Source organism: Leeuwenhoekiella aestuarii (assembly GCF_004104055.1).
Classification (GTDB): domain Bacteria; phylum Bacteroidota; class Bacteroidia; order Flavobacteriales; family Flavobacteriaceae; genus Leeuwenhoekiella; species Leeuwenhoekiella aestuarii.
On sequence record NZ_QOVJ01000003.1, the window covers coordinates 484,849 to 503,184 of the forward strand.

General features: G+C 39.4%; 17 protein-coding genes. 9 read left to right on the plus strand and 8 right to left on the minus strand.

Annotation, left to right across the window (positions count from 1 at the left end):
• Positions 1-37 precede the first annotated feature (37 nt).
• From DSM03_RS11015 to DSM03_RS11035, 5 genes are all read left to right on the plus strand, one after another.
• Entirely contained in the window at positions 38-415 is a 378-nt protein-coding gene (locus DSM03_RS11015) for a hypothetical protein (protein ID WP_128760570.1), read from the plus strand.
• A gap of 160 nt (positions 416-575) precedes the next feature.
• Positions 576-1,658 carry an efflux RND transporter periplasmic adaptor subunit gene (locus DSM03_RS11020; protein WP_128760571.1) on the plus strand — a complete coding sequence of 361 codons (1,083 nt, stop codon included), beginning with the start codon at positions 576-578 and terminating at the stop codon, positions 1,656-1,658.
• Between the two features lie 23 nt (positions 1,659-1,681).
• Positions 1,682-4,888, plus strand: coding sequence for an efflux RND transporter permease subunit (locus DSM03_RS11025; protein ID WP_128760572.1), 3,207 nt, complete (start codon positions 1,682-1,684; stop codon positions 4,886-4,888).
• Positions 4,869-6,317, plus strand: a complete 1,449-nt coding sequence (locus tag DSM03_RS11030; protein ID WP_128760573.1) for a TolC family protein — start codon at positions 4,869-4,871, stop codon at positions 6,315-6,317. The genes DSM03_RS11025 and DSM03_RS11030 overlap by 20 nt, the downstream gene beginning before the upstream one ends.
• A gap of 253 nt (positions 6,318-6,570) precedes the next feature.
• Positions 6,571-7,302 carry an oxygenase MpaB family protein gene (locus DSM03_RS11035; RefSeq protein ID WP_236638767.1) on the plus strand — a complete coding sequence of 244 codons (732 nt, stop codon included), beginning with the start codon at positions 6,571-6,573 and terminating at the stop codon, positions 7,300-7,302.
• 89 nt (positions 7,303-7,391) lie between these two features.
• Here DSM03_RS11035 and leuB read toward each other — a convergent pair whose 3' ends face one another.
• The 5 genes from leuB to DSM03_RS11060 form a co-directional block, all read right to left on the minus strand.
• On the minus strand, positions 7,392-8,507 hold the full coding sequence (gene leuB / locus DSM03_RS11040; protein WP_128760575.1) for a 3-isopropylmalate dehydrogenase: 1,116 nt from the start codon (positions 8,505-8,507) through the stop codon (positions 7,392-7,394).
• A gap of 72 nt (positions 8,508-8,579) precedes the next feature.
• Positions 8,580-9,161 (minus strand): O-methyltransferase, encoded by a 582-nt coding sequence (locus tag DSM03_RS11045; protein WP_128763168.1) that lies wholly within the window; start codon positions 9,159-9,161, stop codon positions 8,580-8,582.
• A gap of 11 nt (positions 9,162-9,172) precedes the next feature.
• Positions 9,173-9,757 (minus strand): 3-isopropylmalate dehydratase small subunit, encoded by a 585-nt coding sequence (gene leuD / locus DSM03_RS11050; RefSeq protein WP_128760577.1) that lies wholly within the window; start codon positions 9,755-9,757, stop codon positions 9,173-9,175.
• The gene (gene leuC / locus DSM03_RS11055) at positions 9,758-11,143 is read right to left on the minus strand and encodes a 3-isopropylmalate dehydratase large subunit (RefSeq protein ID WP_128760578.1); all 1,386 of its coding nucleotides are present in this window, start codon (positions 11,141-11,143) and stop codon (positions 9,758-9,760) included.
• 97 nt (positions 11,144-11,240) lie between these two features.
• Complete coding sequence (locus DSM03_RS11060; protein WP_128760579.1) at positions 11,241-12,413, minus strand: 2-isopropylmalate synthase; 1,173 nt, start codon at positions 12,411-12,413, stop codon at positions 11,241-11,243.
• A gap of 127 nt (positions 12,414-12,540) precedes the next feature.
• On the opposite strand from DSM03_RS11060, the gene DSM03_RS11065 reads away from it, so the two are divergent.
• The 3 genes from DSM03_RS11065 to DSM03_RS11075 all read left to right on the plus strand — a co-directional run bounded on the left by DSM03_RS11065 (position 12,541) and on the right by DSM03_RS11075 (position 15,557).
• Positions 12,541-14,103, plus strand: coding sequence for a hypothetical protein (locus DSM03_RS11065; RefSeq protein ID WP_128760580.1), 1,563 nt, complete (start codon positions 12,541-12,543; stop codon positions 14,101-14,103).
• Between the two features lie 205 nt (positions 14,104-14,308).
• On the plus strand, positions 14,309-15,181 hold the full coding sequence (locus tag DSM03_RS11070; RefSeq protein WP_338068069.1) for a DMT family transporter: 873 nt from the start codon (positions 14,309-14,311) through the stop codon (positions 15,179-15,181).
• Positions 15,182-15,308: 127 nt separating this feature from the next.
• The gene (locus tag DSM03_RS11075) at positions 15,309-15,557 is read left to right on the plus strand and encodes a hypothetical protein (RefSeq protein WP_128760581.1); all 249 of its coding nucleotides are present in this window, start codon (positions 15,309-15,311) and stop codon (positions 15,555-15,557) included.
• A gap of 147 nt (positions 15,558-15,704) precedes the next feature.
• On the opposite strand, the gene DSM03_RS11080 is transcribed toward DSM03_RS11075, so the two are convergent.
• From DSM03_RS11080 to panB, 3 genes are all read right to left on the minus strand, one after another.
• Positions 15,705-16,409 carry an RluA family pseudouridine synthase gene (locus DSM03_RS11080; RefSeq protein ID WP_128760721.1) on the minus strand — a complete coding sequence of 235 codons (705 nt, stop codon included), beginning with the start codon at positions 16,407-16,409 and terminating at the stop codon, positions 15,705-15,707.
• A gap of 13 nt (positions 16,410-16,422) precedes the next feature.
• The gene (locus tag DSM03_RS11085; protein WP_128760582.1) at positions 16,423-16,842 is read right to left on the minus strand and encodes a hypothetical protein; all 420 of its coding nucleotides are present in this window, start codon (positions 16,840-16,842) and stop codon (positions 16,423-16,425) included.
• Positions 16,843-16,912: 70 nt separating this feature from the next.
• Positions 16,913-17,731 carry a 3-methyl-2-oxobutanoate hydroxymethyltransferase gene (gene panB / locus DSM03_RS11090; RefSeq protein ID WP_128760583.1) on the minus strand — a complete coding sequence of 273 codons (819 nt, stop codon included), beginning with the start codon at positions 17,729-17,731 and terminating at the stop codon, positions 16,913-16,915.
• Positions 17,732-17,873: 142 nt separating this feature from the next.
• Between panB and DSM03_RS11095 the strand changes: the two genes are divergently transcribed.
• Positions 17,874-18,323: a nuclear transport factor 2 family protein gene (locus tag DSM03_RS11095; RefSeq protein WP_128760584.1), complete on the plus strand. Its 450-nt coding sequence runs from the start codon at positions 17,874-17,876 to the stop codon at positions 18,321-18,323.
• The last annotated feature ends 13 nt before the right edge of the window (positions 18,324-18,336 follow it).

The following is an 18,336-nucleotide window of genomic DNA, read 5'->3' on the forward strand; positions in this document are numbered from 1 at the left end:
TTTTAATTTTGCATCGTCTTGTTTCTAAAAAGACTTTATGAAGCTCATATATTCATTTATTATTTTCTTAGCTGGTTTTGTGCAGCTGTCCGGTGGAGCCACTCTTCCTGCTCGTGCAAACACCGCTATAGAATATAATGCTGAAGCTTCATTATACAGTCAGCAATTTTTCCATTTCGATGTGAATCACAAGCACAGCCCTGAAATTAGAATGGCTGAGTTTGAGATCGAAGAAAGCAGTGATTCTGTTTCTAAAGACAAGCAGACACAAAGTCTAAACACTTCTATTTTAGCTACCCAGACATCTGCTCCCAGATGTTTTTACTTTAAATACAAGCATTTAAAATCTAAAGCACGATCTTCTATTAGTGCTGCAGTCAAGCCTTACCTTTTGTTTCAGGTATTCAGACTTTGATTTTAACTTCTTTTCACGCTCAATTTAGTTGGGCTAAACGCATTTTTCGCAATTAGTTTACCTCACACTTAGATTCTCAAACTAAGCGGAAAATCCTGTGTTTTTTCATTCCGAAAAAGCATCAAATCCATTTTAATTTTTAAAGTAAAATTCACATCACATGAAAAAAATTCTCATGATGTTTGGCTTAGGTGCGCTGTTGTTGCACGTGAGCTGTAAGTCAGAACACAAAGAACACGAAGAAAAAACAACCTTTTTGGTTACTAATCCTGTTGTAAAAGACACCGTCATCACAAAAGATTATGTATCCCAAATTCACTCCAGCCGTCATATTGAATTGCGTGCGCAGGAGCGAGGGTATCTTCAGAAAATTTTTGTAGATGAAGGACAATCTGTAAAAAAAGGGCAGTTGTTATTTCAGATTATGCCAAAACTTTATGAGGCAGAAATGCAAAAAGCAAAAGCCGAAGCCCGCTTTGCAGAAATTGAATACCAAAACACAAAAAAACTTGCAGACAGTAATGTTGTGGCTCCTAATGAACTGGCGATGGCTAAAGCTAAACTTGAAAAGGCAAATGCAGAATTGTCTTTATCGCAGGTACATCTAGAATTCACACAGATCAGAGCACCTTTTGATGGTATTGTAGACCGTTTTCACGTACGTTTAGGTAGTCTGGTTGATGAAGGAGAGTTGCTTACCAATCTTTCAGATAATAACATTATGTGGGTTTACTACAATGTTCCGGAAGCAGAATATTTAGACTACAAAGCTGCCCTGAAAGATTCTACCAAGCCTAAAGTACAATTGCTTATGGCTAATAATAAATTCTTTGGTCATCCCGGTATCGTAGAAACTATAGAAGCAGATTTTAATAATGAGACCGGTAATATTCCATTTAGAGCGACTTTCCCTAACCCTGACGGATTGTTGAGACACGGGGAAACCGGTAATGTTCACGTAACCATTCCGTTGGATCAAGCGCTATTAATTCCACAAAAAGCAACTTTTGAGGTTTTGGATAAAAAATATGTTTATGTGATAGACGACGAAGGTACTGTTCACTCTAAGCAAATTGTTATCGCTGAAGAGATGCCGCATTTGTATGCCGTTAAAGAAGGCTTGAGCACTAACGATAAAATTCTTTTAGAAGGTTTACGCCTGGTTAGAGAGAATGATAAAATAGCGTATGAAGTAGAAGACCCTAATGAGGCCATGGCTGATTTAGAGCTTTATGCCGAGTAATCACCGCTCTAAAAAAGAAAAAAATGTTTAGTAGATTTATTCACAGACCCGTATTTGCGATAGTAATTTCTATTATTATCGTGTTTATAGGTTCGCTCGCGATCAAGCAGCTGCCTATATCCCAGTTCCCGCAAATCGCACCCACCACGGTTAATATCTTTATTGCTTATCCTGGTGCGAGTGCAGATGTATTAGTAAAATCAACCTTAGTAACTCTTGAGAACTCCATCAACGGAGTACAAGGGATGCGTTATATGGCCACCGATGCGACCAGTGCCGGTGAAGCAACCCTGAGAATTATTTTTGAACCCGGTACAGATCCCAATCAGGCGGTCGTGCGGGTCAAGACCAGGGTTGACCAGGTTATGCCCCTCTTGCCTGAGTTGGTTCAGCGAGAAGGGGTAGTTATTACACCCATACAGCCTAGTATGTTGATGTATGTGAACCTGTATTCTAAGGAAAAAAGTATGGATGAAAAATTTCTGTACAATTATGCCAATGTAAAAATGATACCCGAGATCAACCGTCTTAAGGGGGTTGCACGTTCTCAGATTTTAGGTAGCCGTAGATATGCGATGCGTGTGTGGTTAAACCCAGACCGTATGCGTGCTTACAACATTTCGGTAGATGAAGTGATGAAAGCGATGCAAGAGCAAAGTATTGTAGGTAGACCGGGACGTCTGGGACGAAGCTCGGGTATTGAGGCACAGTCCTTGGAATATGTATTGACCTATAAAGGAAGGTATAACGAACCTTCACAATACGAGAATATCATCATCAGAGCTAATTCAGAAGGTGAGAGCATCAGGCTTAAAGATATTGGTAAAGTAGAACTGGGAAGTGAATTCTTTGATATTTACTCCAATTTAGACGGTCATCCTTCTGCGGCTATCGTACTGAAACAAAATTACGGTAGTAATGCAAGTGATGTAATTGATGAGGTAAAAGAAAAGCTTGAAGAAATGAAAGCTGATTTTCCTCCCGGGATGGATTATAAGATCAGTTATGACGTTTCTAAATTCTTAGATTCTTCAATAGAGCAGGTGATAGATACACTTAGAGATGCTTTTATCTTAGTGGCACTTGTAGTGTTTATTTTCTTAGGAGACTGGCGTTCTACATTGATCCCAATTATTGCAGTACCGGTTTCTTTGATCGGGGCATTTTTTGTCATTCAATTCTTTGGGATATCGATAAATATGGTAACCCTCTTTGCACTCGTACTTGCCATTGGTATTGTGGTAGATGATGCGATTGTCGTCGTCGAGGCGGTGCATGCTAAGTTTGCAGAGCATCCCCATATTTCACCTTATAAAGCAGTACAGCAGGTTCTTGGTGAAATAAGTGGTGCGATTATCGCGATCACCGGGGTTATGGTTTCGGTATTCTTACCTATCTCCTTTATGTCTGGACCGGTAGGTACGTTTTACAGACAGTTCTCGATCACGATGGCGAGTTCGATTGTGATTTCAGCATTAATTGCACTTACCCTTACACCGGTATTGTGTGCCATGCTTTTGAAAAACAATCACGGTAAAGAGAAAAAGCGCAATATTTTATCCCGTTCGCTTGATAAATTCAATAGTGTTTTTGATAAACTTACCGGTAAATATGTGATTCTTCTTAAGAAAATCGTTAGCAGGCGCTGGTTGACTTTTGGAATTCTAATCGCATTCTGCATCGGTATTTTTGTACAAAGTCAATATCTGCCTTCCGGATTTATACCTAGTGAAGATCAGGGTACTATTTATGCGATTATTCAGACACCTCCGGGTGCAACCTTAGAGCGTACCAATAAAGTTTCTTTAGAGCTTCAGAAAATTGCTGAGCACGTAGATGGTGTAGAATCTGTTTCTTCACTGGCGGGTTATGAGATTATGACCGAAGGTCGTGGATCTAATGCGGGTACGTGTTTGATCAATTTAAAACCCTGGTCAGAACGGGAGCATGATGTAACTGAGATCATGGAAGAGCTTGAGGAAAAATCTAAAGGTCTTGGTGCAATAATCGAGTTCTTTGAGCCACCAGCAATCCCTGGTTTTGGTTCTTCTGGTGGATTCTCTATGCGTTTATTGGATGAGAATACCGAGACTGATTATCAGGATTTTGATAAAATCAATCAGGAGTTTATAGAGCATTTAAAAGAGCGCAAAGAGCTTACGGGTGTATTCACCTTCTTTGCTGCAAACTATCCGCAGTACGAGCTAGAGATCAATAATGATCTGGCTATGCAAAAAGGAGTTTCTGTAGGTGATGCTATGGAAAACCTGAACATTATGATAGGTAGTACCTATGAACAAGGCTTTATTAAGTTTGGTCGTTTCTTCAAGGTTTATGTACAGTCTGATCCTAAGTTTAGAAGACTTCCTTCTGATGTTTTAAATATGTTTGTCAAGAATGATGAGGGAGAGATGGTGCCGTATTCAGCATTTATGACTTTGAAGAAAACACAAGGTCCTAACGAAGTTACGCGTTTTAATATGTACAATTCTGCTGCGATCAGAGGGCTTCCGGCTCCTGGATATACTACAGCAGACGCTATTGAAGCTATTCGAGAAGTTGCCGCAACCACATTGCCTAAAGGCTATGATATAGGTTGGGAAGGTCTTTCTTATGACGAAGCTAATCGTGGTAACGAGTCTATTTACATTTTCTTAATTGTATTGGTGTTTGTCTACTTTGTTTTGGCGGCACAATATGAGAGTTTCATCATACCACTAGCAGTTGTGTTCTCGTTACCTGTCGGGGTTTTCGGCTCTTTTATGGTGCTCAAGATGATGGGACTTCAGAATGACATTTACGCACAGATAGGTCTTATTATGCTGGTAGGTCTTCTGGGTAAAAATGCCGTGCTTATCGTAGAGTTTGCGGTATTGAAACGTTCACAGGGAGCGACAATCCTAGACGCTGCGATAGAAGGTGCAAAAGTACGTTTCAGACCTATTTTAATGACTTCGTTTGCTTTTATCGCCGGGTTGATTCCGCTGCTGTTTGCTTCAGGAGCCGGTGCGATAGGTAACCATACCATAGGTGGTTCTGCACTGGGAGGTATGTTGTTTGGTACCATCTTCGGGGTTGTTATTGTTCCCGGATTGTACTTCATATTTGGCTCTCTTGCAGACGGAAGAAAGTTAATTAAAGACGAAGAAGACGGTTCTTTAACAGAGGGCTTTGTACACGAAATAGATAGTTTTTCAAATTCAGAAGAAGATGATCAAGAAGATAAATAAAACCCCTTATATATTTAGCGCAGTGGTGTTTGTTTTACTGGCTTTTTCAGCCTGTAAAGCACCCAGCGTACTAGAACGGGAGGTCGATTTAAAAGACCTCCCTCAGAACTTCGCCAGAGGTAATGCAGATACTACTAATACCGCATTGATACAATGGAAAGCGTATTTTACAGATCCTTACCTGACGCGTTTAGTAGACTCTGCTTTGGTAAACAATCAGGAGTTGAATATGATGCTTCAGGAGATTGCGGTTTCTAAAGCAGAAATCAGAGCCAAAAAAGGAGAATACTTGCCTTTTGTAGGTTTTGGTGCAGGTGCCGAAACGGAAAAGGTAGGTAGGTATACCAGTCAGGGAGCTAATGATGCAAATACTGATATCAGACCCGGACAAGAATTTCCGGAACCGTTGCCTAATTATGAATTTGGATTAAAGGCGACCTGGGAATTAGACATCTGGAAGAAGTTACGCAATGCTAAAAAGGCAGCAGTTTTCAATTACTTATCAAGTGTTGAAGGCCGAAACTTTATGGTTACGCAATTAGTAGGCGAGATCGCTGAAAGTTATTATGAACTTCTTGCTCTTGATAACCAGCTTGAAATCGTAAACCGAAATATTGAGATACAGAGTAATGCTTATCGCATTGTGCGTTTACAAAAAGAAGCGGCCCGGGCTACAGGTCTTGCGGTAAGTAAATTTGAAGCTGAAGTTCTACATACCAAAAGTTTGCAGTTTGACATTCAGCAGCGTATTGTAGAAGCAGAAAACCGCATCAACTTTCTGGTAGGTCGTTTTCCGCAGCACGTAGAACGCAGTTCAGAACAATTGTTAACCATGGTTCCTAAGGCAATTCAAGCGGGTATTCCTGCCCAATTGCTCGAAAATCGGACTGATGTCAAACAAGCAGAACTGGCTTTAGAAGCTTCTAAATTGAATGTGAAAGTTGCTAAGGCCCGTTTTTATCCATCATTAGGTATTTCTGCAGGAGTGGGTTTTGAGGCGTTCAATCCTAAGTATTTATTAGATACACCAGAGTCTTTATTGTATACTATCGCCGGTGAATTGACCGCGCCGTTGATCAACAGGAATGAGATCAAAGCTTCGTATGCAAGTGCAAGTGCCAAGCAGGTACAGGCGGTTTACGATTATGAAAAAACCGTACTGAATGCCTATATCGAAGTGGCCAATCAGCTTGCCAAGGTAGATAATCTGAGTAAAAGCTTTGATCTGAAATCTCAGGAGGTTGAAGCTTTGAACCGCTCGGTAACTATTTCGGGACAGTTGTTTTCATCGGCACGCGCAGATTATATGGAAGTCTTGATGACTCAGCGTGATGCTTTAGAATCCAACTTCGAATTAGTAGAAACCAAAATGGATCAGATGAACGCTTATGTGCATATGTATCAAGCACTAGGTGGTGGCTGGAACTAAAATTTAGTTAGTGTTGAGGTGGTTTGCAGCACTTCTTCTTGATATCGGAAGTGTTTCAAACTAGAAACCGCCCGGAGGTGATGTCCCGGGCGGTTTTTTATTGGCACCGCCAAAAGGGTTTAAAATCTCAAAGTAGTTTGTTTTAGTTTACTTAAGGATCGAGATAATTTTATACCACATCTAAATTTGTTTCGTTATTTTATATATTCTGTAATCGAATCGATGAAATCGTTTGTAAAAAAAAGATTCTATAGTGCGTGAAATTTGGGGTAAAAGCGATACTGTTTTACTCATTTTTGCCGGTGCTGCTGCAGAGTTTGCACTCAACAAAGCTGTAGATTGGTTGTATTTTACCGGTAAACTTCCTGCAGATCCCTTAGGACGTTTATTTTCTACCGTGACTTATGCGCGTAAGATTATTTTTGCTGAAGAAGCGGAGGCCCATCAAACTATAAATGCTATATATCATATTCATAAAGCAGTAGAGCAGAAGCGGGATGCTACAATACCAGACTGGGCCTATCGTGATGTGCTCTTTATGCTCATTCATTATTCGATTGCTTCCTTTCAGGTTTTAGAGCGAAAACTTACCGCTGCCGAAAAACAAGAAATTTATGATGTGTTTTACCGTTTTGGAAACCACATGCATTTGAAAGATCTTGCTCCAGATTATTTAACTTGGTTGCCGCAGCGCGGAGAACATTTAGATAACAATCTCAGGAAAAGCGATTATACAGAAGACTTATTCAAACAGTATAAAAAGCATTTGGGCACTCTTCGTTATTTCTTTTTAATCGAAGGACAAAAGTTGCTCGTACCTGCACAAGTGAGCATGCTACTTGATTTTAGCCGCTTTTCGATGCTAACTCCTGTAATTCCTTTTTATAAATTGAGTCGTAGTTTAAAACTGGATGTACTCTTAAAAGCTCTTTTATTACCGGAAAATTATAAGGAGCAGATAAATGAGATAGATGTGGTGGTTTAGCATTAAATAGATTTAATCAATGAAAAAGCGGCCCAAACCGGGTCGCTTTTTCATCTTTCTTCTATGTTCTAACATCTAACATCTCAGATCTAAATGATCGTGCTCTGTCCCATGTGGATGTTCTTAAAATTGCGGTTGGTATCATCAGGATGGGTGATATAATCTGCAATAAAATCTCCCACTTTAGTCGTTGTAAAAGCCTTTTTAGGATTGATATCTCCGGTGGTGATTCCCAACTCCAATGATTTTTCAACTGCGTTTTCAATCGCGTTTGCTTCTTCATGCAAGTCTAAATGACGCAACATCATCGCAGCAGAAAGAATAGAAGCCAGTGGGTTTGCTATGTTCTTACCAGTAGCTTGTGGAAACGAACCGTGAATAGGTTCAAACATACCTACCGTACTACCAACAGAAGCTGATGCTAACAATCCGATAGAACCCCCTATTACTGAAGCCTCGTCTGAGATGATGTCACCAAATAAGTTTTCGGTTAGGATCACGTCAAACTGACTGGGGTTTAAGATCATTTGCATCGCAGCATTGTCTACAAATAAGAAATCGAGTTCAACATCGTCGTATTCTTTGGCGATTTCGGTAACTGTTTTGCGCCATAAACGAGATGTTTCTAACACGTTTGCTTTGTCAACAAGCGTTAATTTTTTTCTTCGGTTTTGCGCCTCTTTAAAAGCCAGATGCGCAATGCGCGTAATTTCTTCTACAGAATAGGAACAGCCATCGCTTGCAACCTGACCATCATCACTGAGATGCTTGTCCCCAAAATAAATTCCACCGGTAAGCTCGCGATAGATTGAAATATCAGTCCCGCTGATGATTTCCTTTTTTAAAGGTGAATTCTCAATCAAGCGCTCGTAAGCCTTTACCGGTCTGATGTTGCAAAACAAACCGAGTGATTTTCTCAGTTTGAGTAAGCCTTGTTCGGGTCTTACTTTTGCAGACGGGTCGTTGTCGTATTTGGGATGCCCAATAGCACCAAACAATACTGCATCACTTTCTTTACAAAGTGCAATCGTATCATCAGGCAATGGATTACCGGTGGCGTCAATTGCACAGGCACCTACCAGGGCTTTGGTGAATTTGAACGTGTGATCGTAAACATCGGCAATAGCGTCTAATGCTTTTACCGCCTGCTCGGTCACTTCAGGACCAATGCCGTCTCCGGCTAAAAGGGCTATATTAAATTTCATAATCTGTATTTAATTCTTCGTTTTGCTATCTGTATGAGCCCGTCAAGTTTTGGACAGAATCATACTTAAAGTTTAGTATTTTTTTACTGCTATAATAATTCCAGTAGACCAATTCATTTTGGTAAGATTTAGATCGTTTCGGTCTTCTAAATATTCTATAAGTTTATCCACGTTTTTTTGATGACCATCAGGCCAGTTGGGCTGCGCCATCATATCATCAATAATATAGAAGCCACCTGTTTTTAATAAATCAAGCACTAGATCAAGTTCGCTATACTTGCCCGGCCAGGCATCAGCAAAAATGAGGTCAAATTTAGCTCCCTGATACTCTTTAATCCATTGAGAAGCATCAGCATTAATTAATTGTAACCTGCTTTCCCCAGAAAAATGATGCTTCGCCATCTCGATGAGTTCAGGATCATTGTCTACACTAGTAATTTTAGATTCAGCATCCATTCCGTCTAACATCCAGGATAACGACAATCCTATGCCGGTTCCTAGTTCTAGTAGATTGGATTTTGGTTTTGAAGTTATCAAGGTTTTTAAAAGAGTTCCTACATAAAGATCAGAAGGCATCGTAAACCCTATCTCCTGGGATTTCTTTTCAATTTCTGAGTGAATTGTAGGCTTATTTAAAATAATTGAGTCATTCATAGGTGCATTTTCTAAAAACTGCGTTCCTGTTCAAAAGCTTCGATTCGGTCTTTTTTACTGATCAAAAAGTCGATGTCGTCGTACCCGTTGATCATACATACTTTTTTATACGGATCGATCTCAAATTCTAAATCTCCAGCTGGAGAAGTTAATATTTGGTTTTCCAGATCAATCGTAAGTTTAGTATCGGGTTTATCTGTTATAGTCTGAAGCAATTCCTTTAAATACTCAGGGGTTACTTGTATTGGTAAGATGCCGTTATTCAGCGCATTACCCTTAAAAATATCAGCAAAAAAACTGCTGATCACCACTTTAAATCCATAGCCGGCAATTGCCCATGCCGCGTGCTCTCTACTAGAACCACAGCCAAAGTTATCTCCAGCAACCAAAATTGGTCCGCTATAGGTATCGTCATTCAATACGAAATCCTTGTTTTCATTCCCCTCATGATCGTATCTCCAATCGCGAAATACATTATCGCCAAAACCTTGCTTGTCAGTAGATTTTAAGAAGCGTGCAGGTATGATCTGATCAGTATCTATATTTTCAATAGGTAACGGAACAGCAGTATCGGTAAGTTTTATAAACTTTTCCATTTAGTTTAATTGTTTTGTAATGTCTGTAATTTTTCCGGCTACGGCTGTTGCTGCTGCCATTAGCGGACTCGCCAAAATGGTACGTGCACCCTGACCTTGTCTTCCTTCAAAGTTTCGGTTAGAGGTAGAAACACAATACTCTCCTTCCGGAATTTTATCATCGTTCATCGCTAAACACGCCGAGCAACCCGGTTGTCTTAGTGCAAATCCTGCTTCGGTAAAAACTTTGTCTAAACCTTCTTCAACAAGCTGCTTAGCAACCTGCTGCGATCCCGGAACTAACCAGGCATTGACGTTTGCTGCTTTTTGTTTTCCTTTTACAAAGTTTGCCGCAATGCGGAAATCTTCGATACGCGAATTAGTACAGCTTCCTATAAATACATAATTTATAGGCTTGTCGATGAGGCTTTCTCCTTTTTTAAAGTTCATATAGGCCAAAGCCTTCTCTAAATTCACATCTTCTTTATCAGGAATCGTACCGGTCACTTTGATCCCCATTCCCGGGTTTGTACCGTACGTTACCATAGGTTCAATGTCTTCTGCGTCAAAAGAATATTCTTTATCAAAGACCGCATCGGCATCGGTTGGAAGGGTTTTCCAGTATTCTAGTTTTTTGTCCCATTCAGCTCCTTCAGGTGCAAACTTGCGCCCTTGTACATAATCAAAGGTAGTCTGGTCTGGAGCGATCATTCCGCCTCGAGCACCCATTTCGATACTCATATTACAAACGGTCATACGCCCTTCCATAGACATCTCTTCAAAAACATTACCGGCGTATTCACAGAAATACCCTGTACCGGCATTGGTGCCTATTTTTGAGATCACATAAAGAATAACATCTTTAGGCAATACATTTGGTTTTAGTTTTCCGTTTACCTTAACTCGTAAACTTTTCGGCTTGGTCAATAATAAACACTGACTCGCAAAAACCTGCGCAACCTGACTGGTACCTATACCAAAAGCAATGGTACCAAAAGCACCATGAGTAGAGGTATGGCTGTCTCCACAAACCATAGTCATTCCTGGTTGTGTTATTCCCAGTTCTGGAGCCATCACGTGAACGATACCGTTGTATTTATGACCTAAACCATACAGCGTGATATCGTGTTTCTCACAATTCTCGGTGAGTTGTTTAAGTTGATTTCTTGAAAGTACATCACGCACTGGTAAGTGCTGATCTACAGTTGGGGTGTTGTGATCTGCAGTCGCCACAATTTGATCTGGGCGTGCTACAGGAATGCCACGCTCTTCTAATTCTGAAAAGGCCTGTGGGCTGGTCACCTCGTGAATAAGGTGTTTGTCAATGTAAAGTACTTGTGGTCCATTAGGCACCGTGTCTACCACGTGTGCATCCCAGACTTTATCAAATAAGGTTTTTCCTGCCATTTTAGTGTAATTAGTTCCGTAGAACTTTAATAGTATTTGAAAAAATAAGGATTCTTATGATGAAGAATCCTTATGTTAAATTTTGATTTATAATGAATTAAGCTTCGACCTGAGTCTGAATGTTTGCTTCTTTCATAATCTCGTGAATGTCCTCATCATGTATTTCTTTCTGCTTATCTGCAAATTTAAGAAACACATCATAAACCGCGTCTAACTGAACCTTGGTTAATTCATAACCTACTTTCTTAGATCGGTAAGCTAAGGCAGCACGACCACTACGGGCGGTAAGTACGATAGCACTTTCAGTAACACCTACTTCCTCAGGATCCATGATTTCATAAGTCTCCCGGTTTTTAATCACTCCGTCTTGGTGAATCCCAGAACTGTGCGCAAAAGCGTTAGAACCTACAACTGCTTTGTTAGGCTGTACAGGCATTCCCATTTTATCACTCACCATTTTACTGGTATCCCACAATAAACGCGAGTTGATATCAGTATCTAAACCTAAATTAGGATGCTGGCGTAAGATCATTACCACTTCTTCTAAAGCAGTATTTCCTGCACGTTCGCCAATACCATTGATCGTACACTCAATCTGACGTGCACCATTTATAACACCAGCAATCGAGTTTGCTGTTGCTAAGCCCAGGTCGTTATGGCAATGGCAAGAAAGTATGGCTTTATCAATACCTTTTACATTTTCTCTAAGGTATTTCATTTTTGCACCATATTCTTCCGGAAGGCAATATCCTGTAGTATCTGGTATGTTTAAAACGGTTGCACCTGCTTTAATCGCAGCTTCGCAAACACGCGCTAGATATTCATTATCTGTACGGCCGGCATCTTCAGCATAAAACTCCACATCCTCCACAAAAGTCTTGGCATAGGCCACAGCATCATAAGCACGCTTGATTATGTCTTCACGATTAGACTTGAATTTATATTTTATATGTGAGTCGCTGGTACCGATACCTGTATGTATACGCGGCTTTACAGCGTGTTTAAGCGCTTCAGCAGCAACTTCAATATCTTTTTTTACAGCGCGGGTAAGTCCACAAACTGTAGCGTTTTTTACCAGACGTGCAATTTGATCAACAGAATTAAAATCACCGGGACTAGAAATAGGGAAACCGGCCTCAATAACATCAACACCCAGTAAATCGAGACGTTCTGCTATAATCAGTTTTTGATTGGTGTCTAATTTGCAGCCCGGGACTTGCTCCCCGTCTCTAAGCGTCGTGTCAAAAATTTGGACTTTGTTATCGGTCATAGTGCTTTTTTTCTCAATTTAAGTGTGAATATATATATTGGTAGTACTTTTGAAGTTCTTAACGGCAAATAACCTACGATGTTTAATTAAATTTGTCTCTATATAAAACATTGATAAACAGTTTTTTATGCGTAAAATCATTACAACAGCAAATGATTCAAAAGATTCACTTTACGTTTTGATAAAGTCGTTATCTAAGTCTGAAAAGCGTCAGTTTAAATTATATGTAGGTCGTTTAGACGGTAATGCAGATTCTAAATATTTGCAGCTTTTCAACCTGATGGATAAGATGAATTCTTATAATGAAAGCGAGATTTTTAAGAATAACATCGTTAAAAAACAGCAGCTCTCTAATCTTAAAGCACACCTTTATAAACAAATTCTAATTTCCCTAAGACTCAGCCCAGCTCATCAAAATATACGCGTTCAAATACGCGAACAGCTGGATTTTGCTACTGTTTTATATCAAAAAGGATTGTATCAGCAAAGCCTCAAATTACTCGAGAAAGCCAAACATATGGCGATTGAAAATGAAGAGAAAAATGTGGCTTATGAAATTGTAGAGCTTGAGAAGGTTATTGAAACCCAGTATATAACTCGCAGTATGAGTACCCGCGCCGAAGAATTAGCGCACGAAGCCAAAGTTTTGAGTCAGCAAAATCTAATGACCAGCAAGCTTTCTAATTTGTCTATTCAGTTGTATGGGGTAATGCTTAAGACGGGCTATGTGCGCAGCGATGAAGAAAAACGTGAGATCACTGCATTTTTCACTCAATCACTACCCAAATATAAATTGAGCACGTTGGGTTTCCGCGAAAAACTCTGGTTGTACAAGGCCTATCTGTGGCATAGTTTTTTGATTCAGGATTTTTTGTCCTGCTTTAAATATGCCACCCGGTATGTAGAACTCTTTGAGGAAAATCCGGCAATGATTGCTCGTAACCCGGTGTTTTATTTAAAAGGAAATCATTATTTATTAGAATCTCTTTTCTACTTAAAACATCACACCAAATTTAAAGAAGTTCTTGAAAGTCTGGAGATGCGACTGCAAACAACAGATTTTCCCACCAGTGATAACCTGGAGATTTTAGAGTTTTTATACGTGTATTCGCATAAATTGAATCTGAAGTTTATGGTAGGTGATTTCAGCACCAGTGACGGATTGATTGAAAAGATCGAAAAGTATTTGAAGCAAAACGGGCAGCGGATGGACGAACACCACATTATGGTGTTTTACTACAAGATCGCAAGTCTGTATTTTGGTAATGGACAGAACAAAAAATGCATTGAATATTTAGGAAAAATCATCAATAATAAATCGCTCAAAATGCGAGAAGATTTGATGTGTTTTTCTCGTATTCTGAATCTCGTAGCACATTATGAGGCGGGAATGGATTACCATCTTGAAACCTTACTGAAGAGTACCTATAAGTTTTTGATCAAAATGGACGATCTGCATGAGGTCCAAAAGGAAATGATAAAATTCCTTAGAAATCTTGGAGATATTTTTCCTAGTGAGCTGAAGAACGAATTTAAAAAACTACGTAAACGGCTGGAGGTTTATGAAGAAGATCCATACGAGCGCAGAGCCTTTTTATATCTTGATATTCTTTCCTGGTTAGACAGTAGAATTGAAAGTCGCCCGGTTGCTGAAATTATTAAGGAAAAAGCAATGGTGTTGAATAGGTAGATTTTAGATGCTAGACTTGAGACTTGAGACTTTAGAAGAAAGACAAAAGATCAGTGGACAGTCTCAGTTGGCAGTAAAAAGGAACAGGTAAGAAATGTAGCTGCCATAACGATTCAACAGTTAAACAATTACCCGATTCCACTTTTTTACTTTTAGAAACCCGAAACTCGAAACCCTAAACCCGAAACCCGAAACCCCCGTTCTTTTGCCAAACCAACCCAATTCTTTTTTAAAAAACATTCTTCAACTCAATCTGGCGATGCTTTTAGTGAGCACCAGTGGCGTGCTGGGACGCGCGGTCACGTTGCCTCCTGTGGTTACAATAGGATGGCGGGCTTTGCTTGCAATGCTATTCTTAGTTGTTTTTCTAAAGTGGAAAAAAATTTCTTTTAGGATTGAAAAAGAGGACCGGAAGCAGGTTGTTTTAGGCGGGATTTTAATGGGTATACACTGGGTGGCTTATTTTAAAGCTTTACAATTGAGTAATGTTGCGATTGGAATGCTTACGATCTTTACTTACCCGGCATTGACCAGTATTTTAGAACCGTTGCTTTTACGCTTGCCGTTTCAGAAAATTCATTTGTTTTTGGGACTACTGGTTCTGGGCGGGATCGCATTACTGATTCCTGATCTTGACTTTGAGAATGAATACACACAGGCCGTAGCTTATGGTCTAGGCTCTGCATTGGCGTATGCCCTGCGTAATATATTGATGAAAAAACAAGTTTCGCGTTATCACGGAAGTTTATTAATGATGTATCAAGCTTTGATAATTGGAGTGGTACTGACACCCTTGAGTTTTCAAATTACAGCTGTAGCGCTGCAGGAGAATCTGATCTGGATTTTAGCTTTAGCACTTTTTACTACCGCATTAGGTCATACTTTATTTCTGCTGACCTTTCGGTATTTTTCAATAACTACAGCTAGTATCATCAGTAGCGTTCAGCCGGTTTATGGTATTTTATTAGGCGTTTTACTCTTGGGAGAAGTCCCAAAGCTATTGACTATTGTGGGTGGCTTACTCATTATAAGCGCAGTAGTTGTGGAAAGTTTACGCAGTGCAAAAGGGAAGGGGTAAAAGCACTTTATACAGTCTTCTTTTTATAAAGTCTAAATATAAAAACTTGTTGTTTCAATTATTTGTATTGTTTCTATGCGTATGTCTGGGTAACTTAAAGTTCTATTAATTTCTAAAAACAAGAACTATGGCTATCAGACTAGGAAATAGTTGTTCAAATTGTGAAAATTTGACAGCATCGAACGCCTGTAAATTACATGGAGTTCATGTAACTGCAGGATATACTTGTGACAGTTTTGAAATGAAAGCAGCACTTAAAAATGATCCTAATTGCGCAAATTGTGCACGCTTTCATGGTCCAACCTGCGCTAATCCACAAAAAGCAGCCCCAGAAATGCTTTGTTCGCATTGGGCTCCTAATAACAATATGGCTTAGGTATTAAACGTTTTTCCTAAATAAAAAAGCTCGCTGATCTGTGGGCTTTTTTTATTGGCACCGCTAAAGGGTGTAACGCCCCGAAGCTTGTCTTGAAATAGAAAAATTTGTTTTAACAAATGCCTCTTGGGTTAGCCCTGAGGTAATTTAGTAGCTGATACACGCATTCCAGATCGCATCTTCAGTGGGTGGTTCTGCAATAAAGGTCATTTCCTCTTTTTTAACAGGGTGGGTTATAACCAATTTTCTGGAGTGTAAATGAATGCTTCCGTCTTTATTACTTCGGTCTGCGCCGTATTTTAGGTCCCCTTTAATTGAACAACCAACGGCTGCTAACTGCGAGCGTATTTGATGGTGCCTTCCGGTATGCAGATCTATTTCCAGCAGGTAATAATTATTGAGTTCTTTGATAATCTTATAGTCTAAAATTCCCTTTTTACTATCAGGAACCTCATTTGCGTGGCTATACGATTTATTCTGCTTAGGGTTTCGTTTTAGATAATGTATAAGCGTATCTGCTTTTTGGGGCGGAGCATCTTTCACCACTGCCCAATATGTTTTTTTAGCTTCTTTCTGAGCAAATAACTTATTCAACCGCGGTAAAGCTTTAGAAGTCCGTGCAAAAACTACAATCCCACTGGTAGGCCTGTCCAGACGGTGTACTACACCCAGATAAACAGCTCCAGGCTTGTCATACTTTTCTGCAATATAGCTTTTAACCACTTCGCTCAACGGCTTGTCACCGGTCTTATCACCTTGTACAATATCACCCGGTCGCTTGTTTACCACGATGATGTGATTATCTTCGTAAAGAACCTGTAGGTTGTCTTTTGTGCTGTGTGGATTTGTGATCAACGTTAAATGTTCAAGATTTTGGAGCTACATTTTTATCTAATCGATGATTTTCAAAAACTTCTAAGGCAGTTTTCAAAAATCCGATTAAACCTATTCCAAAAATTAATATTCCAATAGATAATTGTTGTAATTTCTCATTAACAGAAATAAAATATCCAAAAATTCCAATTGCAACTTTGCCTTTTTTGGGATTTTCCCAAATTTTTTTAGAGAAATTATTTTGGGTTTTTGTCGTGTCTTGTAATGTAGAAATGCTTATTCCTAAACCCATAAATATAAGTGTGTAATTATAATTCTCAAAAATTATATCTGGATTTTCTTTTAGATAATCAAATCCCTTTAAGTAAGGAACTAAAGCATAGAATAGCCCTATCAACATTAATGGGTATTGAAGGTAGCTTATTGATTGAAAAATCTTTCTGAAGTTCATAAGGGCAATTATTTTCTAAACGAAAGCAATCCAAAAGTAGCTCTATTTTAGACTCCCCACTTTATATTTTTTAATATTGCTCGTCATCACTGGGGAAATCTACAGATTTCACGTCAGAAATGTATTGCTCAAAAGCTCCGGTCATTTGCGTGTGCAGATCCAAATATCTTCTTAAAAAGCGCGGACTGAATTCTTTGCTCATACCCAGCATATCGTGCATCACCAAAACCTGGCCGTCAACACCATTACCGGCACCAATACCTATTACAGGAATTGTTAAACTTTCGGCTACTTCTTTAGCAAGCTTGCTGGGCACTTTTTCGAGTACAACGGCAAAACATCCTATTTTCTCAAGAAGCAGGGCATCTTCCTTCAGTTTTTGAGCCTCGGCTTCTTCTTTAGCGCGTACCGTATACGTACCAAATTTATATATAGACTGTGGAGTAAGTCCCAAGTGTCCCATCACAGGGATTCCGGCATTTAGAATACGTTTGATCGATTCTTTGATTTCTTTACCCCCTTCTAATTTCAAAGCGTGTCCGCCACTTTCTTTCATAATGCGTATTGCAGAGCGAAGCGCTTCTTTAGGATCACTTTGATAGCTTCCGAAAGGTAAATCAACAACTACCAGAGAACGTTTAATGGCTCTGATAACCGAAGATGCATGGTAGATCATCTGATCAAGGGTGATGGGTAAGGTGGTTTCGTGACCCGCCATCACATTAGAAGCCGAGTCACCAACCAAAATAACATCTATACCAGCGCGATCAACAATCTTTGCCATGGTATAATCATAAGCCGTAAGCATAGCGATTTTTTCACCGTGACTTTTCATCTCGGTAAGTGACTTTACGGTTATTCTCTTGTATTCTTTTTTTGCTGCAGACATAGCACAATTTTTTAATGCGGGTAAAAGTAGTAAATTACTCGATAATCGAGATAAAATGGGCTTAGAGCTTCGCTCGAATTAAAAATAGTACAGTATAAATCCCGTAGCAGCTTGCGAAGAAGCGGTTTATAACCATCACTTTATGAAAAGAATTGTTGTTCTACTCGTTTTTATCTCTTTTAATTATCTGCATGCACAAGAAGATATGTATCCTGAAGAAACAGTAGTCGCTTTTTTTAATGCTTTTCATCAGCAGGATACACTAGCGCTAAAAGAACTGATTTACGATACCGTAAAAATACAATCGGTGCAGACCAGACCAGATGGAACAGTAAAGATTTCTAACAGTGGTTTTGATGCTTTTTTAAAGTCGATAGCGTCAATTCCTAAAGAGGTGACATTTGAAGAGCGTATTCTGGATTATCAAGTCCGTTCAGACGGATTGATGGCTAACGTGTGGACGCCTTATGAATTTTATATTAATGGTGCATTAAGCCATTGTGGAGTAAATAGTTTTCAGTTAATCTGGGTTGATAAACAATGGAAGATATTTTATATCGTAGACACCCGAAAATCAGAAACTTGCAAATAATATTTTTGCAGGT